Origin of the sequence: Flavobacterium praedii, from assembly GCF_026810365.1 — a bacterium.
GTDB lineage: Bacteria > Bacteroidota > Bacteroidia > Flavobacteriales > Flavobacteriaceae > Flavobacterium > Flavobacterium praedii.
The window spans coordinates 90,985-115,785 of sequence record NZ_CP113948.1; the positions used below are offsets into that span (position 1 = coordinate 90,985).

Annotated in this window: 27 protein-coding genes; 13 read left to right on the forward strand and 14 right to left on the reverse strand. The window is 33.1% G+C overall.

Translation table 11 applies throughout. From position 1 onward, the window contains the following. Positions 1-107: 107 nt before the first annotated feature. Positions 108-1,454, reverse strand: a complete 1,347-nt coding sequence (gene purB / locus OYT91_RS00430) for an adenylosuccinate lyase (RefSeq protein WP_281239054.1) — start codon at positions 1,452-1,454, stop codon at positions 108-110. A gap of 231 nt (positions 1,455-1,685) precedes the next feature. Between purB and OYT91_RS00435 the strand changes: the two genes are divergently transcribed. From OYT91_RS00435 to OYT91_RS00460, 6 genes are all read left to right on the forward strand, one after another. Next, positions 1,686-2,582 (forward strand): MerR family transcriptional regulator, encoded by an 897-nt coding sequence (locus OYT91_RS00435; protein WP_281239055.1) that lies wholly within the window; start codon positions 1,686-1,688, stop codon positions 2,580-2,582. Positions 2,583-2,620: 38 nt separating this feature from the next. After that, entirely contained in the window at positions 2,621-4,090 is a 1,470-nt protein-coding gene (locus tag OYT91_RS00440) for a bifunctional phytoene desaturase/3,4-desaturase (protein ID WP_281239056.1), read from the forward strand. Position 4,091: 1 nt separating this feature from the next. Next, positions 4,092-4,931 (forward strand): phytoene/squalene synthase family protein, encoded by an 840-nt coding sequence (locus tag OYT91_RS00445; RefSeq protein WP_281239057.1) that lies wholly within the window; start codon positions 4,092-4,094, stop codon positions 4,929-4,931. A 34-nt stretch (positions 4,932-4,965) separates the two neighbouring features. Next, positions 4,966-5,406, forward strand: a complete 441-nt coding sequence (locus OYT91_RS00450; protein WP_281239058.1) for a sterol desaturase family protein — start codon at positions 4,966-4,968, stop codon at positions 5,404-5,406. A gap of 331 nt (positions 5,407-5,737) precedes the next feature. Next, positions 5,738-6,199 (forward strand): SRPBCC family protein, encoded by a 462-nt coding sequence (locus OYT91_RS00455; protein WP_281239059.1) that lies wholly within the window; start codon positions 5,738-5,740, stop codon positions 6,197-6,199. Continuing rightward, a complete protein-coding gene (locus OYT91_RS00460; protein ID WP_281239060.1) occupies positions 6,199-7,494 on the forward strand; it encodes a cryptochrome/photolyase family protein in 1,296 nt (431 codons plus the stop codon). The genes OYT91_RS00455 and OYT91_RS00460 overlap by 1 nt, the downstream gene beginning before the upstream one ends. Positions 7,495-8,065: 571 nt before the next feature. Here OYT91_RS00460 and OYT91_RS00465 read toward each other — a convergent pair. The 7 genes from OYT91_RS00465 to OYT91_RS00495 are packed head-to-tail and all read right to left on the reverse strand — an operon-like array spanning position 8,066 to position 14,098. Further along, positions 8,066-9,484, reverse strand: coding sequence for an SDR family oxidoreductase (locus OYT91_RS00465; protein WP_281239061.1), 1,419 nt, complete (start codon positions 9,482-9,484; stop codon positions 8,066-8,068). A gap of 4 nt (positions 9,485-9,488) precedes the next feature. Then, complete coding sequence (locus tag OYT91_RS00470; RefSeq protein WP_281239062.1) at positions 9,489-10,172, reverse strand: SDR family NAD(P)-dependent oxidoreductase; 684 nt, start codon at positions 10,170-10,172, stop codon at positions 9,489-9,491. Between the two features lie 12 nt (positions 10,173-10,184). Further along, the gene (locus OYT91_RS00475) at positions 10,185-10,469 is read right to left on the reverse strand and encodes a TIGR03643 family protein (RefSeq protein WP_269223560.1); all 285 of its coding nucleotides are present in this window, start codon (positions 10,467-10,469) and stop codon (positions 10,185-10,187) included. A gap of 31 nt (positions 10,470-10,500) precedes the next feature. Next, positions 10,501-11,985 carry a cryptochrome/deoxyribodipyrimidine photo-lyase family protein gene (locus OYT91_RS00480; RefSeq protein WP_281239063.1) on the reverse strand — a complete coding sequence of 495 codons (1,485 nt, stop codon included), beginning with the start codon at positions 11,983-11,985 and terminating at the stop codon, positions 10,501-10,503. Position 11,986: 1 nt separating this feature from the next. Beyond that, positions 11,987-12,127 carry a DUF2256 domain-containing protein gene (locus tag OYT91_RS00485; protein ID WP_269223558.1) on the reverse strand — a complete coding sequence of 47 codons (141 nt, stop codon included), beginning with the start codon at positions 12,125-12,127 and terminating at the stop codon, positions 11,987-11,989. Between the two features lie 4 nt (positions 12,128-12,131). Then, on the reverse strand, positions 12,132-13,439 hold the full coding sequence (locus OYT91_RS00490; protein WP_281239064.1) for an ABC1 kinase family protein: 1,308 nt from the start codon (positions 13,437-13,439) through the stop codon (positions 12,132-12,134). Then, positions 13,439-14,098, reverse strand: coding sequence for a TetR family transcriptional regulator C-terminal domain-containing protein (locus tag OYT91_RS00495; protein ID WP_281239065.1), 660 nt, complete (start codon positions 14,096-14,098; stop codon positions 13,439-13,441). Before OYT91_RS00495 ends, OYT91_RS00490 begins: the two co-directional genes overlap by 1 nt. Before the next feature lie 118 nt (positions 14,099-14,216). Here OYT91_RS00495 and OYT91_RS00500 point away from each other — a divergent pair, with 118 nt between their 5' ends. Further along, complete coding sequence (locus tag OYT91_RS00500) at positions 14,217-15,128, forward strand: TIGR01777 family oxidoreductase (RefSeq protein ID WP_281239066.1); 912 nt, start codon at positions 14,217-14,219, stop codon at positions 15,126-15,128. A 9-nt stretch (positions 15,129-15,137) separates the two neighbouring features. Here the strand turns inward: OYT91_RS00500 and OYT91_RS00505 are convergent, their stop codons facing one another. From OYT91_RS00505 to OYT91_RS00520, 4 genes are all read right to left on the reverse strand, one after another. Then, positions 15,138-15,677 carry a YceI family protein gene (locus OYT91_RS00505; RefSeq protein WP_269223554.1) on the reverse strand — a complete coding sequence of 180 codons (540 nt, stop codon included), beginning with the start codon at positions 15,675-15,677 and terminating at the stop codon, positions 15,138-15,140. A 233-nt stretch (positions 15,678-15,910) separates the two neighbouring features. Then, on the reverse strand, positions 15,911-16,459 hold the full coding sequence (locus OYT91_RS00510; protein WP_269223553.1) for an acyl-CoA thioesterase: 549 nt from the start codon (positions 16,457-16,459) through the stop codon (positions 15,911-15,913). A 3-nt stretch (positions 16,460-16,462) separates the two neighbouring features. Next, on the reverse strand, positions 16,463-16,828 hold the full coding sequence (locus OYT91_RS00515) for a 6-phosphogluconate dehydrogenase (protein WP_269223552.1): 366 nt from the start codon (positions 16,826-16,828) through the stop codon (positions 16,463-16,465). 7 nt (positions 16,829-16,835) lie between these two features. Beyond that, a complete protein-coding gene (locus OYT91_RS00520) occupies positions 16,836-18,209 on the reverse strand; it encodes a DNA recombination protein RmuC (RefSeq protein WP_269223551.1) in 1,374 nt (457 codons plus the stop codon). Positions 18,210-18,385: 176 nt separating this feature from the next. Here OYT91_RS00520 and OYT91_RS00525 point away from each other — a divergent pair, with 176 nt between their 5' ends. The 4 genes from OYT91_RS00525 (at position 18,386) to OYT91_RS00540 (ending at position 21,872) form a co-directional block, all read left to right on the forward strand. Further along, complete coding sequence (locus OYT91_RS00525; protein ID WP_281239067.1) at positions 18,386-19,252, forward strand: protease complex subunit PrcB family protein; 867 nt, start codon at positions 18,386-18,388, stop codon at positions 19,250-19,252. 95 nt (positions 19,253-19,347) lie between these two features. Further along, complete coding sequence (locus OYT91_RS00530; protein WP_281239068.1) at positions 19,348-19,671, forward strand: hypothetical protein; 324 nt, start codon at positions 19,348-19,350, stop codon at positions 19,669-19,671. A gap of 18 nt (positions 19,672-19,689) precedes the next feature. Further along, positions 19,690-20,235, forward strand: a complete 546-nt coding sequence (locus OYT91_RS00535; RefSeq protein WP_281239069.1) for an RNA polymerase sigma factor — start codon at positions 19,690-19,692, stop codon at positions 20,233-20,235. Next, entirely contained in the window at positions 20,232-21,872 is a 1,641-nt protein-coding gene (locus OYT91_RS00540) for a hypothetical protein (RefSeq protein WP_281239070.1), read from the forward strand. Before OYT91_RS00535 ends, OYT91_RS00540 begins: the two co-directional genes overlap by 4 nt. Positions 21,873-22,136: 264 nt before the next feature. On the opposite strand, the gene bamM is transcribed toward OYT91_RS00540, so the two are convergent. Next, on the reverse strand, positions 22,137-23,156 hold the full coding sequence (gene bamM / locus OYT91_RS00545; protein ID WP_281239071.1) for a BamM family beta-barrel-assembly machinery protein: 1,020 nt from the start codon (positions 23,154-23,156) through the stop codon (positions 22,137-22,139). 79 nt (positions 23,157-23,235) lie between these two features. Here bamM and OYT91_RS00550 point away from each other — a divergent pair, with 79 nt between their 5' ends. Further along, positions 23,236-23,625, forward strand: coding sequence for an RNA-binding S4 domain-containing protein (locus OYT91_RS00550; RefSeq protein ID WP_281239072.1), 390 nt, complete (start codon positions 23,236-23,238; stop codon positions 23,623-23,625). An 89-nt stretch (positions 23,626-23,714) separates the two neighbouring features. Then, the gene (locus OYT91_RS00555) at positions 23,715-24,215 is read left to right on the forward strand and encodes a phosphoribosyltransferase family protein (protein ID WP_269223544.1); all 501 of its coding nucleotides are present in this window, start codon (positions 23,715-23,717) and stop codon (positions 24,213-24,215) included. Here OYT91_RS00555 and OYT91_RS00560 read toward each other — a convergent pair. Next, on the reverse strand, positions 24,207-24,725 hold the full coding sequence (locus tag OYT91_RS00560; protein WP_281239073.1) for a shikimate kinase: 519 nt from the start codon (positions 24,723-24,725) through the stop codon (positions 24,207-24,209). The genes OYT91_RS00555 and OYT91_RS00560 overlap by 9 nt on opposite strands. Between the last annotated feature and the right edge of the window lie 76 nt (positions 24,726-24,801).

The following is a 24,801-nucleotide window of genomic DNA, read 5'->3' on the forward strand; positions in this document are numbered from 1 at the left end:
AAAAGTAAATTTTTTAGGGTTTGCTTTTTTTGTATAATCTGGGTTAATTGTATCCAAAAAAATAGCCATCTCAAGAGACGGCTATTAATTAAAATATTATTTAGGGTTTAAATTCCTAAGAAATTACTTGGAGTGATTTGCATCAATTCGGCTTTTATTGCATCCGAAACTTCAAGTGTAGCTATAAATCCGTGAATTGCTTTTTTGTCAATAGCTTCGTTTGTTCTTGTTAAACCTTTCAACGCTTCATAAGGATTCGGGTAGGCTTCGCGTCGTAAGATTGTTTGAATGGCTTCGGCTACAACGGCCCAGTTTTTTTCTAAATCTTCGTGAAACTTGGATTCGTTGAGTAATAATTTATTCAAACCTTTCAAAGTTGCTTCAAAAGCAATCAAAGTATGCCCCATAGGTACACCAATGTTTCTCAAAACGGTACTGTCTGTCAAATCACGTTGAAGTCTAGATAATGGTAATTTAGCCGATAGATGTTCAAAAATAGCATTGGCTATTCCTAAGTTTCCTTCAGAATTTTCAAAATCAATTGGATTTACTTTGTGAGGCATTGCAGATGAACCAATCTCTCCCGCTTTTATTTTTTGTTTAAAATATTCCATAGAAACATACGTCCAAATGTCTCGGTCCAAATCAATTATGATAGTATTAATTCTCTTTAATGCATCAAAAAAAGCAGCAAAATGGTCGTAATGTTCAATTTGTGTTGTTGGGAACGAATGGTGTAATCCTAAGTTGTCTTCAACGAATTGACGTCCAAATTGTTTCCAGTCAATTTGAGGATAAGCCACATGATGTGCATTGTAATTTCCGGTTGCTCCACCAAATTTAGCTGCAAATGGAATATTGAATAACAAGCGCATTTGCTCTTCTAGTCGTTCTACAAAAACGGCAATTTCTTTACCTAAACGAGTAGGCGAAGCCGGCTGCCCGTGTGTGCGTGCTAGCATTGGGATGTCTGCCCATTCTTGGCTTAATTCTTTTAATTTTGAAGTTAAAGAAATCAGCGATGGCATATATACTTTTTCAAAAGCCTCTTTTGTAGAAAGTGGAATTGCTGTATTATTTATATCTTGAGATGTTAAACCAAAATGAATGAATTCTTTGTATTCAGATAAACCTAGTTTCTCAAAAGCGTCTTTGATGAAATACTCAACCGCTTTTACGTCGTGATTGGTTACTTTTTCAGTTTCTTTTATCCAAAGAGCATCTTCGGTAGAAAAGTTTTTATAGATAGCACGTAAACTTTCAAATAAGTTAGGGTTGACATTTTTTAGTTGTGGCAAAGGCACTTCGCATAATGCAATGAAATATTCGATTTCAACTAATACACGGTATTTGATTAAGGCTTCTTCAGAGAAAAAAGGAGCAAGAGACATTGTCTTATTTCTATAGCGACCATCGATAGGTGATATAGCATTCAATTCGTTTAAAGTAGTCATTTTTTGTTGTTTTTTGGAAAGGCACAAATATAAAGAGAATTTAGGTATTAGAGTTCAGAATTTTAAGGTTTGACAAATAAAATAGTTATAAAAATGATGAAACACAATATATTTTTTCAAATTGAGAAACAAAATTTTTCATTTTGGAAAAGATCTAAAAATAATAAAGTAGTGTTTTGTTTATTTAAGTTTAAATTATCTGTACCTTTGTTTAATAAAAATTGAATATTGATGAACAATGTAAAAAATATTTTCAGCATTAAAGATCTAGAAAATCTTTCTGGGGTGAAAGCGCATACCATTCGGATTTGGGAAAAAAGATACAATGTATTGCAGCCAATGCGAACAGATACCAATATACGTTTGTATTCTTTGCCTAGCTTGCAAAAACTTTTGAATATAACGTTGTTGCATGATTATGGATATAAAATATCCAAAATATCTACCTTTCCTGAAGATAAAATACCGGAATTGGTTCGCGGTATAATTTCTAATAAAAACTCTAAAAGTCATGCAATTACTGCCTTTAAAATGGCAATGATGAATTTTGATCAAGAACTTTTTTCAAATACTTACAATTGGTTGATGGAAGAAAAATCTTTTAAAGAGGTATTCAATCAAGTCTTTATTCCTTTGATGGAAGAGGTTGGATTATTGTGGCAAACAGGTACAATTACTCCAGCTCACGAACATTTTCTTAGCTGTTTGATCATAAAAAAAACACTTTTAAATACTGAAAAAATTGAAGGTTTAATTCCTGTTAATCAAGCCAAAGTATTTGTTTTGTCATTGCCGCTCAATGAGATTCATGAATTGGGTTTGATGTATTTGCATTATGAAATTGTACTCAAAGGCTATAAGGTTATCTATTTAGGTGAGAATATGCCAATTGATAATTTGAAAGAATTGAAAAAGCATTTTAATTCCATAATTTTTGTATCTTATCTGACGATTCAGCCTGAAAGAGTGGCTGTTGATGAGTTTGTTGCCACAATGACTGAAGAGCTGTTGGATGATTCAACGCAAATTTGGTTGATTGGTAGGATGACGGAATATATCAACCGCAGTGCCATATCAAATGATGTGAAAATTTTCAATTCGATTCCTGATTTAGTCGAAAAGATTTAATTTTTCTTGTTTAATCTTTTTATATATTTGACAAACAAATGAAAAAAACAATTTCTATAATAGGTTCCGGATTTTCGGCAATGGCTGCCGCTTGCTATTTGGCAAAAAGTGGACATAAAGTAACGGTGTTTGAAAAAAATGCTTCAATAGGAGGTAGAGCTAGGCAATTGAAAGCCGATGGTTTTACTTTTGATATGGGGCCTAGTTGGTATTGGATGCCCGATGTTTTTGAGCGTTTTTTTGCTGATTTTGGCAAAAAAACAACAGATTATTATGAGCTTGTAAAACTTTCACCAGCATACAGGGTGTATTATGGAGTTGATGATTTTATTGCAATTGCAGATAATTTGCCTCAAATCGTTGCTGACTTTGAAGCTATCGAAGAAGGAAGTGGTCAAGTCTTAAAAGATTTTATGGCAGAGGCCAAAAGCAATTATGATATTGCAATTAAAGAGTTGGTATATCGTCCTGGCGTTTCTCCATTAGAATTAGTAACGGTTGAAACGGCCAAAAAGATAGGTCAGTTTTTTAGTAACATTAGTAAAGATGTTCGAAGCAAATTCAAAAACGAACGGCTCATTCATATACTTGAGTTTCCTGTATTGTTTTTGGGTGCAAAACCTTCAGATACACCTTCGTTTTATAGTTTTATGAACTATGCCGATTTTGGCCTTGGTACATGGCATCCAAAAACAGGGATGTTTGATCTTGTTCGAGCTATGGAAAATTTGGCCTTAGAACTAGGAGTGATTTTTGAAACCAGTGCCAATATTGAAAAAATTGATGTAGAAAATAAAATGGCGCGTTCAATAGTGGTTAATGGAAAAAAAATACCATCTGATATTATTTTAAGTGGAGCCGATTACCATCATACCGAAACGTTATTGGATCAAGAGCATAGAATGTATTCTGAAGACTATTGGGATAGCAGAGTTTTTGCTCCATCTTCCTTGCTGTTTTATGTAGGTTTCAACAAAAAAATAAAAAACATTTCGCACCATGCTTTGTTTTTTGATGTCGATTTTGAACAGCATGCAAAAGATATTTATGATGAACCGCAATGGCCAAAAGAACCTTTGTTTTATGCCAATTTCCCATCAATTACAGATACAACAGCAGCTCCTGAAGGTATGGAATCTGGGTTTTTCTTAGTTCCATTAGCGCCTGGAATTGTTGATAATGAGGACTTAAGAAATCAGTATTTTGATAAAATAATGGAGCGTTTCGAACTGTTAACACAACAAGAAATTAAAAATAGTATTATATTTAAACAATCATTTTGCAAAAATGATTTTGTTTCAGAATATAATTCTTACAAAGGAAATGCGTATGGAATGGCAAATACGCTGCTGCAAACCGCTTTTTTGAGGCCAAAATTGAAAAGTAAAAAAGTAAAAAATTTATATTTTACAGGACAATTAACTGTTCCAGGACCGGGTGTTCCTCCAGCATTAATTTCGGGAAAATTAGTGTCTGAATTAATTGATAAACAACTTTTAAAGCAATAGTATGAAGCAATTATTTGATGATGTGTCTTTCAAGTGCAGTAAATTGGTAACCAAAAATTACAGCACTTCTTTTTCTATGGCGGTTTATATGTTGGCGCCCAGCATTCGGGATGCCATTTACAGCATCTATGGTTTTGTGCGTTTTGCCGATGAAATAGTAGATTCTTTTCATGGGTATGACAAAGAAAATCTAATCATTGATTTTGAAACCGAATATTATAAGTCAATGAAATATGGAATCAGTTTGAATCCAATTTTGAATTCCTTTCAACAGACTGTTAAAGAATACAATATTACCGATGACATGGTACAATCATTTCTCAAAAGCATGAAACTCGATTTATTCAAATCCGATTATCAAAACAAAGAGGAATACAACGAATACATTTATGGTTCTGCCGATGTTGTTGGTTTAATGTGTCTCAAAGTCTTTGTCAAAGGAGATGAAACTAAATACAATCAGCTAAAAGACCAAGCCATGCGATTGGGTTCTGCTTTTCAAAAAGTAAATTTTCTTCGGGATTTGAAGGATGATAATTTGTTATTGAACCGAAATTATTTCCCGGGAGTCGATTTGAAATCCTTTGATGAAAATTCCAAAAAAGCAATCATTAAGGAAATTGAAGAAGATTTTGAAGAAGCTTTTCAAGGCATCATAAAATTACCTTTGGAAGCCAAGTTTGGAGTGTACACTGCCTATGTGTATTACAAAAAACTGCTCAAAAAATTAGCACACACTCCTTGTCACGAAATAGGGAATACTAGAATTCGGGTTTCTAATTATTCAAAAGCAGGATTATTGGCACAATCGTTTGTATCCTACAAGTTGAAATTGGTATAAAAAGAAACATTAATTTTTAATTTAAAATAACACAATGATATCTTTTTTAATTTTTTTAAGCGTTTTTTTATTCATGGAATGTGTTACTTGGCTCACGCATAAGTACATTATGCATGGGCTCATGTGGTATTTTCACGAAGACCATCACCAACCCAAATATGCTCATACATTCGAACGGAATGACATATTTTTTGTGATTTTTGCCCTTCCAAGTATCATTCTTTTCTATTTTGGAGTGCAAGGCGGCATGAATTATCTTTTTTTTATCGCCCTCGGTATCACCACGTATGGATTTTGCTATTTTATGATTCACGATGTATTGATTCACCAACGATTCAAATGGTTCAAAAACACCAATAACAAGTATTTAATAGGCCTACGTAAAGCCCACAAAATACACCACAAACACCTCGGAAAAGAGCATGGCGAATGTTTCGGAATGTTATTTGTGCCCTTCAAATACTATAAAATGTAAAAAATAATTGGGGCATGACCGCTAGAAAAAAGCGGTCGGGCTATCCGTTCCCGCTTTTTGGTATCGGGCAAGTAAAATGCCCAATACCAAAAGAGCTCCACTTCTATCCCTCATGCAAAATACAGACTGCATTTCAAGGAGTTTTTTTTTATAAATATCATTAGCCATTTGAAAAAATAGTAATTAGGAATGTCTAATAAAACACCTATCAGGTTAAAAGAGACCTGTTAGGACACGTTCAATCCTAACCGTTTTTTTTAACCTGTTAGGTATCATTTTTATCAATTTATAAAGAAATGTAAAATTCATTACATAATAATCCAACACCAAAATGAAAGTATATAAAAAAGAAACCGTTCAACACGTCAATGCTACTCTTGAGGAATGTTGGGCGTTTTTCTCTAGTCCTCAAAATTTGCAAAAAATTACTCCAGAAACTATGGGATTTCAAATCACTGATTTTGACAATCAATCCATGTATGCCGGACAAATTATCCAATACAAAGTGACCCCACTTTTGGGTATAAAAATAAGTTGGACCACCGAAATCACACAAGTCAAAGACAAAGCGTATTTTATCGATGAACAACGTTTTGGTCCTTATAGTTTTTGGCACCACAAACACTTTTTTGAAGCAACACCAACCGGAGTAAAAATGACCGATGTGGTGCATTATGCATTGCCTTTAGGATTTCTGGGACGCATCATGAATACCTTACTAGTCAAAAACAAACTGAAAGAAATCTTTGATTACCGTTGTGTAAAAGTGGATCAGCTTTTTAATTCAAAATAATGTCAAAACAACAAGTATCCATTTTTTGGTTCCGACGCGATTTGCGTCTCGAGGATAATGTGGCATTGTATCATGCATTGCAATCCAAATATCCTGTAATTCCGTTATTTATTTTCGACACTGATATTTTGAGTAGCTTGCCCAAAAAGGATGCTCGAGTTGGTTTTATATTTGATTCGCTTCAAAAAATAAACACTCAACTTAATGCTTTTGGGAGTTCACTTTTAATCAAAAACGGAACTACAAAAGCGGTTTGGGAATCTCTTTTTGATGAATTTGACATTTTGGAAGTTTTCTACAATAAAGATTATGAACCCTATGCAATAAAGAGAGATTTGGCAATTGATGCATTGGCAAAAGCAAATAATGCGCTGTGTTTTTCTTTCAAAGACCAAGTGGTTTTTGAAGAACTCGAGATCACCAAAGCAGATGGTTTGCCGTATACCATTTATACGCCTTACAAAAATAAATGGTTGGAAAAATACAAAACCATGGCTCCGCTTGTGGAATACGATACTCAAAGTTATTGCTCTAATTTCCTGAAAAGCAATTTTGATTTCCCCACTTTAGAACAAATTGGTTTTGAGGAAAGTGATATAAAAGTAGTTCCCTATAATCTCAAACAAATAAGTAATTACCACGAAACCAGAGATTTTCCAGCAATAGACAGTACTTCGTATTTGTCACCCCATTTGCGTTTTGGTACGGTAAGTATCCGAAAATTAGTGAATTGGGCAGTTCGGAAAAATGATGTTTTTTTGAGTGAATTGATTTGGCGGGAATTTTTTATGCAAATTCTGTTCAGCTTTCCCAAAGTCGTCAGCCATAATTTCAAATCGGCTTATGATGGGATCCAGTGGCGCAACAACGAAGAAGATTTCAAACGCTGGTGTACGGGAACCACAGGTTATCCGATGGTCGATGCAGGAATGCGTCAGCTTAACGCAACGGGCTATATGCACAATAGAGTGCGCATGGTCGTGGCGAGTTTTTTGTGCAAACATTTATTGATCAATTGGCAGTGGGGCGAAGCCTATTTTGCCGAAAAGTTATTGGATTATGATTTGTCTGCCAATGTGGGCAACTGGCAATGGGCAGCAGGAACGGGTTGTGATGCAGCGCCTTATTTCAGGGTTTTTAATCCCGATATCCAACTCAAGAAATTTGACGAAAAAGGAATTTACATCCGAAAATGGATTCCTGAATTTGATTTGGGTTACGGACAGCCAATGGTAGAACATACCTTTGGTAGAGACCGAGCTATTGCTACTTATAAAGCGGGAATTTTGAAGTGAATTAAAGCTAGAAGCAATTCAAAGCTGGAGCAATTGCAACTCATTTTTTTGGGTTATACTAAAATTTTAATGGCAATCTAAAAAAAAACTGGAAATAAAGTTTGTTGACTCCTAACCTTTGTCAAAGTTTAAAACTTTGACAAAGGTGCTAGACGAAATTATATGAATCTAGAATTTTCGATTTACCATTAATACCATTAGCACATATAAAATAGTCCAATCTACTTGTTCTTTTTCTCCAATACGTCCTCAAAAAATAATTCCGTAGCGAAGGCTATGCAATGATTTTTATCGTTGTCTTGAAAAAAAATAACTTCGCATCTTTGGACTATTTTATATCCACTAATGGTATAAAATTTCACCAAACCTTTTTTTGAAAATAAAATTATGTCATTTTCCTTGAAGGTGTTGTGTTCTGCGTGAGTGATGGGAGCTAGTTACCGAAGTAACGCGGACAGCACGACGCCGTTGAGCAAAGGGGCAAATAAGCGGTACTCTAGGTAAGCCCCTTTGCTCAATGGGGTCACGCCCAAATGATTTTGAAAAGGCTTATTTTTAGCAAAAAAAGAAGTTATCGGATCAATTTATTCAGCATTCCTTTGAAAATAAAACCGTGAAAAGGCAAAACAGAATACCAATACAATTTTCCCCAAATGCCTTCGGGTCTAAAAGTTGCCGATTGATACAAAGTGTTGTTGATGATTTTGAATTCGAGCCAAGCTTCGCCGGGTAGTTTCATTTCGGCATAGAGAATGAGTTTACCTTCGTCTTTGTTGGCGTATAAAACCCGCCAAAAGTCTAGTGCATCGCCAGCATGAATATCGTGTTTGTTGGTACGCCCTCTACGTGAACCGACACCTCCAAAAAGCTTATCGATGAATCCGCGTAAATCCCACAACCAATCACCGTAATACCAGCCCGTTTCACCACCAATAGACCAAATCTGGTTGATGGTAAAAGCTCGGTTCTGAATAACCATTTTTCTTCGGTCGATAAAACAGTTTTTCTTGGGCACTTTGAGATAATCACCAACATTCCCTATGAATTGACCGCTTATCATAGAATCTTTCCAACTCGAAATTATCGTGTCATTGTCTATTTTTACCAAGGCTTTGGAAAGTGCCATTTCATAAGGCATGGGAGTGCTATTCAAAATAGTGTTGATGCTGTTGTCTCGGCAAATCACTTCGACTTTCATACTGCTCACCAATGCAGATGCTAATTTATAGGAGGTTGAGGTTACAAAATACAACCAGTAAGAGGATAACTTGGGGGTCATCACGGGTATGGTGTAAATATATCTTTTGAGATGGATGGCTTTGGCAAAACCCAAAAGCATTTCTTTGTAAGTAAGAATGTCGGGCCCACCGATATCAAAGCTTTGGTTGTAGGTCAATGGGTTTAAAAGTGATTTTGTCAAAAAATCCAAAACATCGGCAATGGCTATGGGTTGGCATTTGGTGTTCAGCCATTTTGGGGTAACCATTACCGGTAGTTTTTGAACCAAATCCCGAATAATTTCAAAGGAGGCACTTCCTGAACCTACGATAATTCCAGCTCTTAATGTAGTTGTTGCAAAAGTTCCAGTATTCAAAACCTGTTCTACTGCTTTTCGGGACGATAGGTGTTTGGATAGCGATTTGTCGTTGACAATTCCGCTTAAATAAATAACTTGTTTGGCTTTTGTCTGATTGATTCTGTCAACAAAATTTTCAGCCGAAAGATGTTCTAATTCATCATAATTACTGGCCGATCCCGACATCGAATGAATTAAATAATAAGCGGCATCGATGTCATTGGGGATATTTTCTAAAGTTTCTTTTTTTAAGAAATCAACTTCGATGATTTTTACCTTTTTTTCAAATTCTTTTGGACAAAAAAAACGCTGTTTGTCCCGCACACAGCAAATAACGTCATGACCTTGTTCGACCAAAATCGGTAAAAGTCGCTTGCCTACATATCCAGTTGCACCTGTTAAAAGAATTTGCATGTTCTTATAATTTAAAACTTACGATTCCATAATCCATTTCAAAAACTTGTCCTGAAATGGATTTGGCATTTTCGGAGATTAAGTAATTCGCCATTTCGGCCACTTCATTGGGCTTTAAGTAACTTTTCATAGGGTGGCGTTCCATCATGTTTTCTTTCATGCGGTCGTTTCTAAGGATATTGGCCGAAAGCGAAGTTTCGGTAATAGTAGGAGCAATGGCATTAACTCGAACCACCGAGGCCAATTCGGCACCGAGTGATTTTACCAATCCTTCGATTCCTGCTTTTGCGGTAGCGATACTGGCGTGAAAAGGCATTCCCAATTTGGCCGCAACGGTACTAAATAATACGATCGAAGGATTGTTTCCATTTTTTAGGGCGGGTAAATATTTCTGAATCGCTTTTACAGCACCAATTACGTTAATTTCAAAATCATTTCTAAAATCGTCCAGATTCAAACTCAAAATAGGTTTTAGTGTAATGGAACCCGGACAATAAATAAGAACATCCACGGTTTCGATTTCAGGTAAATCGTCTTCAAGAATCGAAATGGGGTAATGAATTAAGTTGGGGTGTGTGATGTCAGGAGCCGTTCGACTGATGTTATACACAATATTGTTTTGCAATTGTTGCAATAGGATAGCACTTCCAATTCCTTTGCTTCCGCCAATGATTACTATGTTTCGCATATTTTTCTTAATTTATCTTTTTGCTATTTTATTGCCATTAATTTGTCTTTGTCTCGAACATTTGAAGCGACCTTCTTGAAAGTTTCTTAATTTCTCGTGTTTTGTTTTTCGGCCTTGCACGCGTTCGCGCCACATTTTGAAACTGGAGGGCTTCATTTCGGTACGCATGAGGTTGATGACTTCTTGTTCTTTTAAACCAAATTGGATCAAAATTGCGTCAAAAGTGGTTCGGTCCTCCCAAGCCATTTCTATGATTCGGTCTATTTCTGTTGTGGTTAAGTTATTTTTAGAATTCATATCAATCGTTTGTATAGTATTTTTTATAATTTTAATCACTATCACCTACATCGGTCATGGTATGTAGTTTTAAAATCCTATTGTTTTCTTCTTTCACAAGAGGATTTTTTTTCATGTCCCACAAAAAATCACTAGCGTGTTTTCGAGTTCTGTCAATATTAACGATGGGTTTTGGATAATCTACACCTAAATCAAAATTGCAAAACTTTTGGTCTAAAAAAGTCATTTTTGATGGATTGTGTGCAAAAGGAATAGGAAGTTCTCTTAATTCCGGAACCCATTTTTTTATAAATTCTGCATTAGGATCGTGTTCTAAACTATTTTTTAAGGGATTGTAGATGCGCAACATATTGATTCCAGTTTCTCCTGCTTGCATTTGCAATTGCGGAAAATGAATCCCAGGTTCAAAATCCAAAAACATTTGGGATAAATGTTGGGTGGCTTCTTGCCATGGTTGCCAAAGATTATGGGTAAAAAAGGAAACGACCATAGCACGCATTCTAAAATTCAAATACCCCGTTTCGTTCAAGCATCGCATACAAGCATCTATTATTGGGAAACCTGTTTGCCCCATTTTCCAAGCATCAATAAAGGTATCATTTATTTTCTTTTTTAAAGTATGATAGCCTTTGTTTACGCTTTCAAATTCCATAACTTCTTCCATTTCAAATTTTTGTATAAAATGGGCTTGCCAGGTTAATCTGGAGACAAAGGAGTCGATTTGTTTTTTGTCTGTACAGATGAATCGAAAATTGGCGGCTTGTTGCAATACTTGCCTTGATGATAAATTGCCCCAAGCAATATAAGGAGATAAACGGCTGCAACTTTTTCGGGCTAACAATGGTTTCGAAATGTTACGGTTGTAATCCAAATACCGATTGGCAAAAAAACTTTCTAAATATTTGTTTGCCATAATACTTCCTCCTTTTTGAAAAATAGTATTTGGAATGGTTTCCAATGGAACGGTTTCAAAACTATTTTCTAAAATTTGAATGTTCTCAAGAGGCAAGAAATTTTGGGAAGTCGCTTCAAAAGAAAATTGTTTGGAATTCATATAATCTTCCCAAAGTTTTACCCAGTTTTTTCTATTTTCTAAAGCTCTAAAAATGCCATTGTTGGTATTTTCTTTCCATTGGATGAAATTATTTTTGCAAAAGCGTTTAAACGATTTGTCTCTTTCATAAGTAATTTTGATACCTGTTTCCTGATGAGAAAATACAGTGTCAATTTTATAAATTTCTTGTATTGAATTGATAATTGAAATTACTTCTCCTGAAACGCTTAGGATTTTTGTGTTAAATGGCAGCAATTGTTGGTTGATGTCTTGAATGGATTGTTTGATAAAGTTCCAATGTCTCTCGCTATAATGGCCATCCTTTTGTAATGAATTTTCAAAAACATACAATAATAAGGACGGTGTTTTGGACTGAAGGGCATTAAATACAGCTTCGTTGTCTTGCAAACGAAGATCTCTTTTGAACCAAACGATATTGATATGACTTTTAGTAGTGCTCATTTTATTTGCTAATGATTTTGTTTCTCCTGCATTTTTCGCTACAATATTTTACGTCATCCCATTCTTTTTTCCATTTTTTGCGCCAGCTAAAAGGAAGTTTACATACCAAACAAATTTTTGACGGCAACTCAGATTTTTTCAAACCGTTATTCGTATTTTTTATATTGATTCACCACGATGTTGGCTTTTAAATCAAATAACAAATTGTACAGTCCAAAAAACGTACGATTCATGTAAATAAAATGTTTGGAACCTCTATTGCCATTCATTTTTCTTAAGTTGGTATCTTTTGAAAATCGTTCTCCGAGTTGGGCAATATTTCCAAAAAATTCCGGATCCGAAAAATCAAAGGTTTCTCCCTGAAAAGGCTGGGTGAAAAGAGACAATAGATCATAAAACATTTGGGTGAAATAGACAATTTCTTCTGCAGAATCATCAACTCTTAAAATTTCTAATTCAAAAAGTTTCTGATTGAATAATTTTGGATTGTCGAGTATTTTTGGATCTACCAATTCGAAATACGGTATATAAAAATCATTTGGAATCTTCTTCATACAACCAAAATCCAAAGCTACCAATTGATGATTATCGTTAACCAAAAAATTACCGGGATGCGGGTCAGCATGTACTTTTTTCAAAATATGAATTTGATACATGTAAAAATCCCATAACGCTTGTCCTAGTTGGTTTCCCAATTCTTGATTTTCGTTTTTGGCTGTAAATTCAGAAAGATGAATTCCAGTCATCCAGTCCATTGTAATGATTTTTTCGGAGGAGAATTCAGGGTAATACTCCGGGAAAACTAAATGCTCAATTTTTTTGCAAGCAGCAACCACTTCACGACTTTGGTCGAGTTCGAGTATGTAATTGGTTTCTTCAATCAACTTGTCTTCCACTTCTTTAAAATACTTATCAGAGTCTTTTCCTTGCAGATTAAACATTCGGATGGCAATGGGTTTTACCAAAGCCAAATCCGAAGAAATACTATTGGCAACACCAGGATATTGAATTTTAACCGCCAGTTTTTTGCCGTTTTTCATGGCAATATGCACTTGACCAATACTGGCTGCATTTACTGAATTGGCATTGAATTCGTCAAAAATTTCATAAGGTGTTTTTCCTAAATTGGATTTGAAAGTTTTTAAAACCAATGGAGCTGAAAGAGGTGGAACTGAAAACTGTGATAGCGAAAATTTCTCAACGTAAGCCTGTGGTAGGAAACTTTTGTCCATGCTTAGCATTTGGGCTACTTTGAGTGCACTTCCTTTCAAACTTTTCAAGCCATCATAAATATCTTCGGCATTATTTTCATTGAGTTTATCCCGAGTTAAATCAGAATTGACCATTTTTTCTCCATAATACTTCAAATAATTCACGCCTACTTTGGCACCTGTTTGTACTAGTTTTGAAGCTCTTTCGATTTTGGATGTTGGTATATAATCTATTGTTTTCATTATTTGTTGTTTATTTTTTCTTTGAAAATGAATTTTCCAAAATCTAGTAAGCTGTCAATTGGTGTAATGTCTATTAATTCGAAGGAAACTTTTACCGATTTTTCGATATAGATATCCGTTTTTTCAAATGAAGGGGAAGAATCTTCCATCCAAAATTTTAAGGTTAATAAAAATTGAACCCAAAACGATTCGGTTAATACTTTTTCTTGGTATTGCTGCAATTTTTCAATTTTTATACGAAAATCATCTGTAATTATTTCCGAGATGTAATCTTTGAATTTATTTCTAAACTCAGTTAAGATCATCAGGTTTTTTAGTTGATTTTGATGCTGTTTCAAAGTCATCAATACATAGCTTCTATTAGCAGTGATTAATTCGAAGAAAGTAAAGTAAAAACTCAAGAGTTTGGTTTTCATGTCGTAACTTTCGTAATTATCGTCTTTCTGCAACAACTCGATTGTTTTATCAAAGAATACATTAAATATTTCTTTTTCAATACTTTCCAGCGTACCAAAAAAAGTATAGAATTCAGCTTCTGTAAAACCATTCACTTTAGAAAAATGAAATACAGATTTCGGTTTTTCATTATGTTCTAATGTATAGTTCATATACATGGACACAATTTGATCTTTGGATAAAGGGGATTTTTTAGTTGCCATTTTAGTTTTTTTTATTTGAGTATAAAGATATGTATGTTTAACGTATTATTAATAACGTTAAACAAAATATTAACTTATATTTGCATAGTCATAATTGATTACCCAAATTTATATCGTAATGAAAAAGAATATATTAATAACGGGAGGTACTGGTTTTATTGGAAAAGAATTAACTAAATTGTTATTGGATAGCGGTTATTCTGTTTCAATACTTACCAGAAACAGTAAACTAAATACTGAAGGAATTTCTTATTATATTTGGGATGTTGCCTCTCAAAAAATTGATGAAGCTGCTGTACTCAATGCAGATTTTATAATTCATTTGGCGGGAGAGAATATAGCAGCCAAAAGATGGACAGATAAACGCAAGCAAGAAATAGTAGAGAGTAGAACTCAATCTGCTCAATTAATTGGTTCCGTTTTAAAAAAGCATAATAAAAAGGTAGAGGCATTTGTTTCGGCATCTGGAATTGGATATTATGGAGCCATTAATGGGCAAGGTATTTGTACCGAAAACACATTACCTGCCAATGATTTTATAGGTTCAGTTTGTCAAGAATGGGAGAAATCAGCTGATTTGATAAGTAATTTGGGAATTCGAACTGTAAAAATTCGAACTGGTTTAGTTTTGGGTAAAGAGGATGGGATTTTAAATAAATTGAACCCTCTTTTTAAACGTGGTTTAGGAAGTGCATTGGGTAGTGGCAAACAATACATGCCTTGGATTCATGTGTATGATTTGTGTATGATCTATCTTGAAGCTATTGAAAACAACAAAATGGTAGGCGCTTATAATGCCACCATAAATGATAGTACAACTAATTCTAAATTTTCCAAAACATTGTCAAATGCTTTTGGGTTTAAAATGTGGTTGCCAAAAGTCCCTGCTTTTTTGATACGATTGGGAATGGGAGAGATGGCCTGTATTGTTTTGACAGGAAGAAGGGTTTCTTCGGATAAAGTAAAAAGTTTAGGATTTCGATTTAAATTCAAAAATCTTACAGCAGCAATAAAAGATTGTTTAAAATAATAGGTGAATTTAGTTTACGATACAATCAATTCGGGTATTCACTTTTTTAGAAATTTTAGCAATTACAATACTCGGTATTTCGATGTTAAAGTCGTCTGTATTCAATGTAAATAGACTGGTTATTTGTATTCCAGTATTTGCTTTTCTTATTTTAGCATTTACAGCAATCAGTCTCGTTTGACCGTGGATAGTTAGTTTTCCTTTTATCAAAAAATCTTTTTCTTGTTCGGTTATAATATTCAAATCAAATTTTTCAATTATTCCCTTAAAGGTGGCCTTTGGATAGCGGTCACTTTCCATATAATTGCTATTAAAATGTTCTTTCATTAAATCCCTTTTAAATTCAAATTCTTTTATGTTTACAGTGAAGTTAATTTGAGATTTTTTAGGATATAATTCACATCCAACTGTTTCATTTTTGGCTTCGACAGCTTCAAATAAAGGTACCGATGCTTCAAAAGAGATGGTACATTTAGAAGTCGTTAATTTTTCTTGAGCAGTTGCAGTTGCAAAAATAAAAGTCAATACTAATAGAGTAATTTTTTTCATAATCGTTCTATTAAAGGTTCACTTCTAAAGTTACGATTTATAAATAACATTAGTCTTAAAATAACGCTAAAAAAAAATAGCCACATCATAAGTACTGGACTTTTGATGTTGGCTATTTTTTTAGAATCTAAGTTTCTAAGATTTTGTTGTGTGGACTCTTAATTAACTTACTAACCTAGTTCTGATTTAGAAACTTAGTATCTCAATAACTTAGAATCTTTTAAAAAAAAGAGCTAATCTAAATTAATCTGTACATTGTATTTTTTAAGTGTTTCCATGGTTTCTTTGGATGTGTAATTAAACACCTCTTCATGCAAGTCTTTTTCTTTTTTCAACGCAATTTGTTTTAAAGCATTGCAAAATCGTTTTATGTCTTCAAAGTTTGATAATATTAAGCCAGGAACAGGTACACTATTACCTTCGTTATCTTTGGAAACCATCGTAAAATAAGAGGAGTTACAGTGTTTCTTTATTCCTGTTTGAATGTTTTCTGCTTCAACTCGAATACCAACAACCATAGAACTTTTTCCAACATAATTAACGGAGGCTTTCATGGTTACCAATTCGCCTACTTCAATTGGTTTTAGAAAATTAACAGTATCTACCGAAGCCGTTACGCAGTAGTTACCAGAAAATTTGGATCCGCAAGCAAAGGCTATTTGATCCAGTAATGATAAAATATATCCACCATGAATTTTACCGCTAAAATTGGTGTGCGAAGGCAGCATTAATACCGAAATACTGACATGGGATGAGGCAACAGTTTTGTATCTTTTTTCCATAGATTATTTTTGGTCAAAGGGTGATTTTTCTTTTTGTATCGTTTTAATAAAATATCGAGTCTCTCCCCACCAAGAAAAAGTTCGGTATTTTTCTACATAAGTGAGTTTGACATATTGTCCTTGAAGGTTTTTCATGGTTTCTATAACTTCTTTATCACTGTCTAAAATAGAAAATTTAAAAATTTGAGCACCAGAAATTCCTTGACTTAATTCTCCTTCCCAGGTTTTGATGATGACTCCTTTGTGACTTAATCGGATTAATTCTCCCGATCGAATGCCTTCACTAACGGGAACATAATAGATAAAGGCAAAATAACTTAGAAAACCAATGGTCAATAATGCTATTATGATAGCTAGAATTTTTTTCATATTTGAATTAATTTAAGAGTGAATTTTCGTCGATGTCGGCTCTTTTTAAAATACTTTCGGGTAGTGCTTTTTTGGCTTTGGCTCCCATTTTTTTAAGTTTTTCGACACTGGTGATAAGATTTCCTTTTCCTTCCACGAGTTTATTCATAGCAGCGCCATATTCAACTTTGCTTTCGTCAATTTTTTTGCCAATCTTGATTAAATCGGCCACAAAACCTTCAAATTTATCGTATAATGCACCCGCTTGACGCGCAATTTCAAAAGCATTTTCCTGTTGTTTTTGGTTGGCCCACATGCTATCAATTGTACGCAAAGTGGCCAATAGGGTAGAAGGAGTGACGATTACTATGTTTTTTTCGAATGCTTTATTGTACAAAGAGGTATCTTCATTGAGAGCTATCGCAAATGCAGGTTCCATCGGAATAAAAAGCAAAACAAAATCAGGACTTTCTATTTGGTACAAATCTTGGTAATTTTTGTTTCCCAACTGTTCTACATGAAGTTTTATCGAATTGACATGCTCTTTTAAATAACGTGTTTTTGCCGTTTCATCATCATCTTCATTAATGTATTTTTCATAAGCAGTTAATGAAACTTTAGAATCGACAACCATTTTTTTGCCATCGGGTAAATTGATCACAACGTCTGGAAATACACGATTTCCATCTTCGGTAATATGACTTTGTTGTACTTCGTATTCGCGTCCTTTTTCCAATCCCGATTTTTCGAGAACACGCTCCAGAACCAGTTCGCCCCAGTTTCCTTGCATTTTGCTATCGCCTTTTAGTGCTTTGGTCAAATTGATGGTCTCCTTACTCATTTGAATGTTCATTTCGCGTAGACCCAGTATTTGTTGGCGTAATGCAGCATGATAGTCAATGCTTTCTTTATGAGTATCTTCAACTTTCTTTTCGAATAACTGAATTTTATCTTGGAGTGGCGACAAGATATTTTTCATGTTTTCTTTGTTTTGCTCCGTAAACTTATTCGATTTTTCTTCTAATATTTTATTGGCAAGGTTCTCAAATTCTTTGGTGAATTTTTCTTGTAGTTTTTCAACTTCTTCTTTTTGTTCTTTGTTGCGTTCCCAAAGATTTTCAAAATCGACTTCTTTTTTTGAAAGTTGGATAGCAAGACTATCTTTCTCAATTCTAATCGTTTCTTTTTCGGTTTTTGAAAGTTCCAGTTGCTTTTCGGTTGCGTTTTTGTCTAATAAAAACTGTTCTTTTTGTTGAATAATCTGAGAATGTAGAGCAATTAATTTTTCTTCTAAGCTTACTTTTTCTGACTGAAAACGTGCCGAAAAAATAAGTTTACCCATAAATACACCAATTAAAAGTGCAATAACAAAAACCAATAATAAAGAGAGGATAGTAGACATAAAAATACATTTTAAAAAAAGTAAAAGTACGCATTAATACGTAGTACTTAATTTTTTAAATTGATATTTCACAATTATTTTAATTTCTTTTAAATAAAGTAAAACCTTTTTTTTTAAAACAACGCAACCTTTTTTCTATTTGCTAATCTTATCGTTATACTTAAACTTAATGAATTATGAATAAATATTTTTTACTACTGTTTGTTACTGTTGTTTTTTTTTCTTGTACAGATATATCAAATGATAGTGTACAGAATTGTGGGGCAGTTTCCAATACTCCTTTCGAAAGTTTTACTTATTGTGGCCTATTGAAAGAAAATCCAAAACAATCATCCTTCGTGATTATAAACTCGAACGAAGATCTTTTGAAAATATTCAATACTTGCCCAACGGTTAATGTTTCCTTACCTGATTTTACTCAAAAAAGAATCCTGGGCCTTTTTGCAGGACCAAAACCTACAGGAGGATTCGGAATAAAAATCCAATCCATTCAGGAAGATGACTGCCAAATTGTAGTGCAGTATTTTGAAACGGAGCCTAAAAAAGATGAAGTGGTAACAACCTTGTTGACTTACCCGTCCGATTATGTAGTGCTTCCAAAATCGAATAAACCAATTGCTTTTCAAAAGGTGTATAAAAATAATGATTATATAGTTATTGGGACTTATTATGGTCAATGCGTTGGAAATGAGTGTTTAACTTTTTTCAGGATGGATAGTCAAAAGGTACTTCGTTATCTGAATGTAACCTATGGTTTGTATGATTTTAATGAATTACGTTATAAATCATTGGCGTATAAAGATGATTTGGCCAGTTTTTATTCTAAAATTCCTGTAGAGATTAAAAATTTGAAAGGTCAGACTAAAACATTCGGATCGCCAGACTCAGCTGACCAAGGTGGAGTATATTTTGAATTGCATCAAGGAGATGTTGTAACAAAGGTATTTTTGGATAATAACAATTCTGTAGATCAAAATGAAAACATTTTAGCTTTTAAGAAAATTATTCAGGACAAGATTGTTGAGTTGAAAGGTAAAATTTAAAAATCTGTTTTAATACGGTTTTCTTAGGATTGTAAAAATAAATGTTGATAATCAAAAGCATAGTCGCTGTATAACCTTTAAACTATTTTGAAAATATGAAAAATTCAATTATAATTCTGTTCGTGATTTTTACTTTTTGCAGCTGTACTTCTGATTATAATGGAAAGGTCAAATGGAATAAAAAAGAGATTATGAACAGTTGGGCTTGGAAAATTTTTATTTTTACAGATTTAGGTGAAACGAAACCTCTTAAGAAAACCGTAAACAATTTTGACAAAACTAAAGAAGTTATGCCTATTTTTATTGAGGATGACTTTGCAAATTTTAATGCAGAAAATATTTTTCAAAACAATCAAAAAATTGCATTTAGAGATTCAATTGAAAAAGAGAATAGAATAGCATTCAAAAGAAAAAAATAACTTTTTCAATCTTATTTCTTGAAAGAAAATTTAGAAACATATATTCGAAAGTGTGTCGAAAACGACCGGGAAGCACAGCTGAAAATTTATCAGCTGTTTTCTCCTGTTTTATATGGGCTGTGTCTGAAGTATATGCGAAATGAAGACGATGCCAAAGATGTTTTTCAAGAAGCTTTTGTTATTGCTTTTCAAAAAATGGAGCAATTCAAATTTGAAGGAAGTTTTGAAGGTTGGATCAAGAGAATTTTTATCAATAAACTTTTGGAAACGCTCAAAAAAAGAAAAAAAGATGTTTTGTTTCTAGATGTTTTTGATACGGATATTATAGAAGAAGAGGAATTAGAATTAGTTCCCATCGAACAAAACAAGTTGTTAGAATACATACAAGAATTGCCAGATCAATACCGAATGGTTTTCAATTTATTTGTGTTTGAGAAAATGAAACATAAAGAAATTGCTAAGCTACTTGAAATTACCGAAGGTACATCAAAATCAAATTTGAATAGAGCCAAAGGTATTTTGAAAAAAAGAATTTTGATGGTCTTAAATTTTAAAATTGCATGAAAAATAAAAAAGCAAAATCTATTTTTTCTTCATTGGAAAACTACTCCAGTATTCCGCCTCCTGAATTATGGGATAAAATAGAAACACAATTAGATAAGCCAAAAAAGAAAAAACGTGCTATCATCTGGTGGTCGATTGCGGCCAGTTTATTGGTTGGACTTGCCGTTTCTACTGCTTTGTATTTTAATTCCAATCAGCAAAATGATCTTGAATTAAATTTGGAAAATAATACTAATGAAGTTGTTTTACAAGACAATTCAAAGGGAAAATTGGATAGGAATAATGATAAGAGTTTTCAAAATAGTAGTAATTCTAATAACAAAAGCGCTAAAAAAGAAAACAAAGACAATAATGCTAAAGAAAAGGCTAAAGGCAGTTTAAATAAAAACCAAATACATTCCAATAATCAAATTGCCATAGTTTCCAATAATTCTTCTAAAACGGAAAAAGATTTAGGACTTAATAATTTGAATAAAAATGGTAAAGAAGATTCAAAATCTAATGCATTAGTTGTGAATCAAAATTTAACAGCAGCTGCCTTTAAATCAAAGCTAATAATTGAAAAATCTGTTCCAGTTGTTAATTCAAAAAACAATACAAAAGTTGCTTTAAAAGATCAAAATAATACCATTTCAGTTTCGAATAGCAATAAAGAAATGGTAATAAATGAAGATGCAATTTCAAAATCAGAATTAGCAATTGATAAGTCTATCCAAGTTAGTAATTCAAAAGGGAATGCGAAAATAGTTGAAAACATCAGAAACACTACCGTTTCAAAATCAAATTTCAATAATTCAAAAGCAGTAACAACAAATTCTAAAGATTCGCTAAATAAAATCAATTCAGAAGTGGCTCAATTAGAAAATGCTTTAGTACAATTGGATAAAGAAAAGACCAAAAAAACAAAAGAAAAGGTTTCTGAAATAGTAGATAAATGGTCTCTTCAAGTGTTTGCTGGAGTGATGAGTTCTCAGAATTATAACAATCAAAAAGCATTGGGGAATACTGTGGCATCTCAACAAACTTCGGGTTACGGTGTAAAAACCAAGTATAAATTAAATAAAAAATGGGGGGTTAGTTCTGGTTTTAAAATAAATGAACTAGGTCAAAAAATCGATGGGGTTTCGTATTACAATCAACAAAGTTATTCAGGCTTGGTAATGGGTTCATTACCAATTGCAAGTGATATGAATTTAACAAATTTATCCAAAAGTAATTATGAATTAGTTTCTATATCAAATAATGAAGGGTATTTGTTTGCTTCCAATTCGAATGCAGATACTGGTTTTGAGAAAGGAAATGTTAAGCAAAATTTAAAGTATTTCGAAATGCCTTTAGAAATTTCTTATGCTCTTTTGAACAGAAAGAAAGCAAATATCACTATGAATACGGGAGGTTTTGTTGGAAAGTTAATCTCCAATGATATTACATTGAATGGAAATTCTATAGGTGAAAATAATAATGTAAATGAATATGTGTATGGAACTTTGTTGAGCAGTACATTGCAATATGAAATCTATAAAAAAACTAAGTTTTTCATTGAACCAGGGATGAATTATTACATCAATCCATTAGAAAATCAATCTTTTAATCAATTTCAATGGATGCTTAATGTAGGTTTGAATGTTTCGTTTTAGTTGTGGATATTTATTCTACGAAAGTATTTTATTGCCTGCAGATATAGTTTAAAATTAGTAGCTTTATTGTATTACGTTTTGTGTTTAAAATAACCTTGTTGTAAGTGCCTGAATAGACTAAATCGATTGTGGTGGTGGTTGTAGTTTTATAAAAACGAAATAATCTTTCGCTATAAATAAAAAATCCCATCTCGTTCTAAAAATAAACTGCCCCCAAGAGTAAGATACTTTTGAGGGCAGTTTTTTTGTAATATAGTGCCAGTATTATTGATTCATAAAGTGGCATTCTTTATCTAAATGTCTTTTTTTCTTTGGATCGGTAGGTATTTTTCCAGAACAATCCGGAATACTTTCAAATGGATAATACTTTCCATTTATGTCTTTGATCTCTCCTCTAGTGGCATAACCATCTCCATCATCATCAAAATCTATGAAATTAGGAATTCCGTCTTCATCTGTATCATCTGGATTAGGAACACCTGTTGCAAAACTGTTCATGTATCTATCCCCATTTAAATCTTCCTGAAAAGAAGGAATGCCATCTAAATCATGATCGTATCTCTTTAATGCATATAATTTTATGCTAAATACCAAAGGAGAATAAGCAGGGATTTTTGTTTGGCTACTGTTATAATATCCTAGACCAGAAGGAAGAATCATTACACCTACACCAAAATCATTGTAAGACACAGTCCCGTTTGTGTTAGAAGTAAGCCAACCTGTTTTAAATTGAGGAAAACCTTCTGACCAACCACGAATAACACCGGATCCTCCATCATGACTTGTACCGTCCAGGTTAAACAATGTTTGTCCGTTATTACTGGAATCAAACACAGTTCCGTCCAATAATGTTCCTTTGTAACCTGCAAAAACACCATCAACATTACAAGGATATTCACCTCCAGAAACTGGCGTTCCTCCTTTTACACCTTCCCTAATGACAAGAGTGTATACTTTATACGTAATGGAATGTAGACTTACATTTCTACTTGTTAATCTTGGTAGGGTAGGGCTATTCAAATAAGAATATAAAGAGGGTTGAATAGCAGCATCTGTAATTTTCTTAATAGTAACATCTTGATCATCTGGAAAACCAGGATGATTTACTACTTCGCTAATATAATTTGTTTTTAAATAATCTTCTATGGCTACAATGTCTAAATTATATTGTTCAGCATAGGGTTTAGGTGGAGTTGCAACCGTATTATTATCATCTTTGTTACATGAACTTATTGAAATGACAGTAGCGATCAAAAAAATAAAATAAAACTTAATTTTGCTCATTATTTGGTGTAGTTTAAGTCGCAAATATACATTAATGATTTACTTTTGTAAAGTATTTAACTTCGTTTTTAGAAAATTCATGAGAATAGACAAATATTTATGGTGTGTTCGGTATTACAAGACCAGAAACATGGTAACCGAAGCGTGTAAAAAAAATCATATTACCGTAAATGGCCTTGTTGCCAAACCATCGAAAGAAGTTTTTCCTACCGATAGAATTACTTTTAGAAAAGACCAAATTACACAAATTATTACCGTACTTGATATTCCTGATAATCGAGTAGGTGCTAAACTTGTTGATATTTACAGGAAAAACGAAACACCTCCAGAAGCTTATGCACACTTAGAATTATTAAAATTATCTAAAGAGCATTATAGAAAAAACGGAACAGGAAGGCCTACCAAAAAAGACAGAAGAGATATTGATGAATTTGGAAATGAAATAATAGAAGAATATGAAACAGACTAGTTTATTAGGCCTCCAATTTTAGAATTGGATTTAATAACTTAATTTCTTCTAACTTTTTTATCTTTGAAAAAACAAAACAGCATTATATTATGAGTAAAAATATCATCCTAACGAATCAACAAATAGAGCATACTATCAAAAGAATTGCATATCAAATCTATGAAACTTTTGTAGATGATGATGAAATTGTAATTGCGGGTATTACTAGAAATGGTTTTGTTTTTGCTGAAAAAATCGCGCAATCATTAGCTTCTATTTCGCCTGCCAAGATTTCATTATGTGAGGTACACGTAGATAAACAGAATCCTCAATTGCCTATTACTACATCTTTGACAAAAGAACAATACAGTAACAAAGGATTGATTCTTGTAGATGATGTGTTGAGTTCTGGAACTACATTAATATATGCTGTCAGACATTTTTTAGATGTTCCTTTAAAAAAGTTTAAAACAGCGGTACTTGTCGATAGAAATCACAAAAAATACCCTATTAAAGCCGATTTTAAAGGAATATCACTTTCTACTTCTCTTTTAGAACATGTTGATGTTGTTTTTGAAAAAAACGGTGAAAGCTACGCTACGTTAAGTTAGTAGATTTAATATATCATTTACCGTTTCTTCAATGGTTTTATCATCCACGTTCACTTTATATTGAGCGTGGTTGTAATAAAAGCTTCTGTCAAACAGATGTTTTGCAATAAATTCTCTCATCTCTTCCTCATTTTTATCAGCTATTAGGGGCCTTTTGGCTTTATTTGATACTAATCTTTTATATAAAGTATCTATAGAGGCTTTTAAGTAAATTGATGTCACATGATCTCCTTTTAATAATTCATGATTATTGGCATAACAAGGAGTTCCTCCTCCTAAACCAATAATTATCTCCTCTGGAAGGTTCAATAATTCGACAAAATGAGTGTGCTCTAATTTTCTAAAATAGATCTCTCCATGGTTCTCGAAAATTTGATTTATGGTCAAATTTGTTTTTTTTTCTATAAATTCATCCAAATCAACATACGGAATTTGAATCTTTCCTGATAGCTTATTGGCAATTGTCGACTTCCCGCAACCCATATACCCTAATAATATGATTTTTTTCATTTGAATAAGCCTCTACAAATTAAGGCGTTAAGATTATTTGATTAAAAAAGACAAATTTATAATAAAAATGCTTGGA

Coding starts and splice junctions, on each gene's coding strand:
- OYT91_RS00435 (WP_281239055.1), top strand. CDS start 1,686: ATGAACAATGTAAAAAATATTTTCAGCATTAAAGATCTAGAAAATCTT.
- bamM (WP_281239071.1), bottom strand. CDS start 23,156: ATGAGCAAAATTAAGTTTTATTTTATTTTTTTGATCGCTACTGTCATT.
- OYT91_RS00540 (WP_281239070.1), top strand. CDS start 20,232: ATGAAAAATAAAAAAGCAAAATCTATTTTTTCTTCATTGGAAAACTAC.
- OYT91_RS00490 (WP_281239064.1), bottom strand. CDS start 13,439: ATGAAAACAATAGATTATATACCAACATCCAAAATCGAAAGAGCTTCA.
- OYT91_RS00460 (WP_281239060.1), top strand. CDS start 6,199: ATGTCAAAACAACAAGTATCCATTTTTTGGTTCCGACGCGATTTGCGT.
- OYT91_RS00550 (WP_281239072.1), top strand. CDS start 23,236: ATGAGAATAGACAAATATTTATGGTGTGTTCGGTATTACAAGACCAGA.
- OYT91_RS00520 (WP_269223551.1), bottom strand. CDS start 18,209: ATGTCTACTATCCTCTCTTTATTATTGGTTTTTGTTATTGCACTTTTA.
- OYT91_RS00530 (WP_281239068.1), top strand. CDS start 19,348: ATGAAAAATTCAATTATAATTCTGTTCGTGATTTTTACTTTTTGCAGC.
- OYT91_RS00515 (WP_269223552.1), bottom strand. CDS start 16,828: ATGAAAAAAATTCTAGCTATCATAATAGCATTATTGACCATTGGTTTT.
- OYT91_RS00445 (WP_281239057.1), top strand. CDS start 4,092: ATGAAGCAATTATTTGATGATGTGTCTTTCAAGTGCAGTAAATTGGTA.
- purB (WP_281239054.1), bottom strand. CDS start 1,454: ATGACTACTTTAAACGAATTGAATGCTATATCACCTATCGATGGTCGC.
- OYT91_RS00495 (WP_281239065.1), bottom strand. CDS start 14,098: ATGGCAACTAAAAAATCCCCTTTATCCAAAGATCAAATTGTGTCCATG.
- OYT91_RS00465 (WP_281239061.1), bottom strand. CDS start 9,484: ATGCAAATTCTTTTAACAGGTGCAACTGGATATGTAGGCAAGCGACTT.
- OYT91_RS00500 (WP_281239066.1), top strand. CDS start 14,217: ATGAAAAAGAATATATTAATAACGGGAGGTACTGGTTTTATTGGAAAA.
- OYT91_RS00560 (WP_281239073.1), bottom strand. CDS start 24,725: ATGAAAAAAATCATATTATTAGGGTATATGGGTTGCGGGAAGTCGACA.
- OYT91_RS00450 (WP_281239058.1), top strand. CDS start 4,966: ATGATATCTTTTTTAATTTTTTTAAGCGTTTTTTTATTCATGGAATGT.
- OYT91_RS00440 (WP_281239056.1), top strand. CDS start 2,621: ATGAAAAAAACAATTTCTATAATAGGTTCCGGATTTTCGGCAATGGCT.
- OYT91_RS00475 (WP_269223560.1), bottom strand. CDS start 10,469: ATGAATTCTAAAAATAACTTAACCACAACAGAAATAGACCGAATCATA.
- OYT91_RS00455 (WP_281239059.1), top strand. CDS start 5,738: ATGAAAGTATATAAAAAAGAAACCGTTCAACACGTCAATGCTACTCTT.
- OYT91_RS00510 (WP_269223553.1), bottom strand. CDS start 16,459: ATGGAAAAAAGATACAAAACTGTTGCCTCATCCCATGTCAGTATTTCG.
- OYT91_RS00480 (WP_281239063.1), bottom strand. CDS start 11,985: ATGAGCACTACTAAAAGTCATATCAATATCGTTTGGTTCAAAAGAGAT.
- OYT91_RS00470 (WP_281239062.1), bottom strand. CDS start 10,172: ATGCGAAACATAGTAATCATTGGCGGAAGCAAAGGAATTGGAAGTGCT.
- OYT91_RS00525 (WP_281239067.1), top strand. CDS start 18,386: ATGAATAAATATTTTTTACTACTGTTTGTTACTGTTGTTTTTTTTTCT.
- OYT91_RS00555 (WP_269223544.1), top strand. CDS start 23,715: ATGAGTAAAAATATCATCCTAACGAATCAACAAATAGAGCATACTATC.
- OYT91_RS00505 (WP_269223554.1), bottom strand. CDS start 15,677: ATGAAAAAAATTACTCTATTAGTATTGACTTTTATTTTTGCAACTGCA.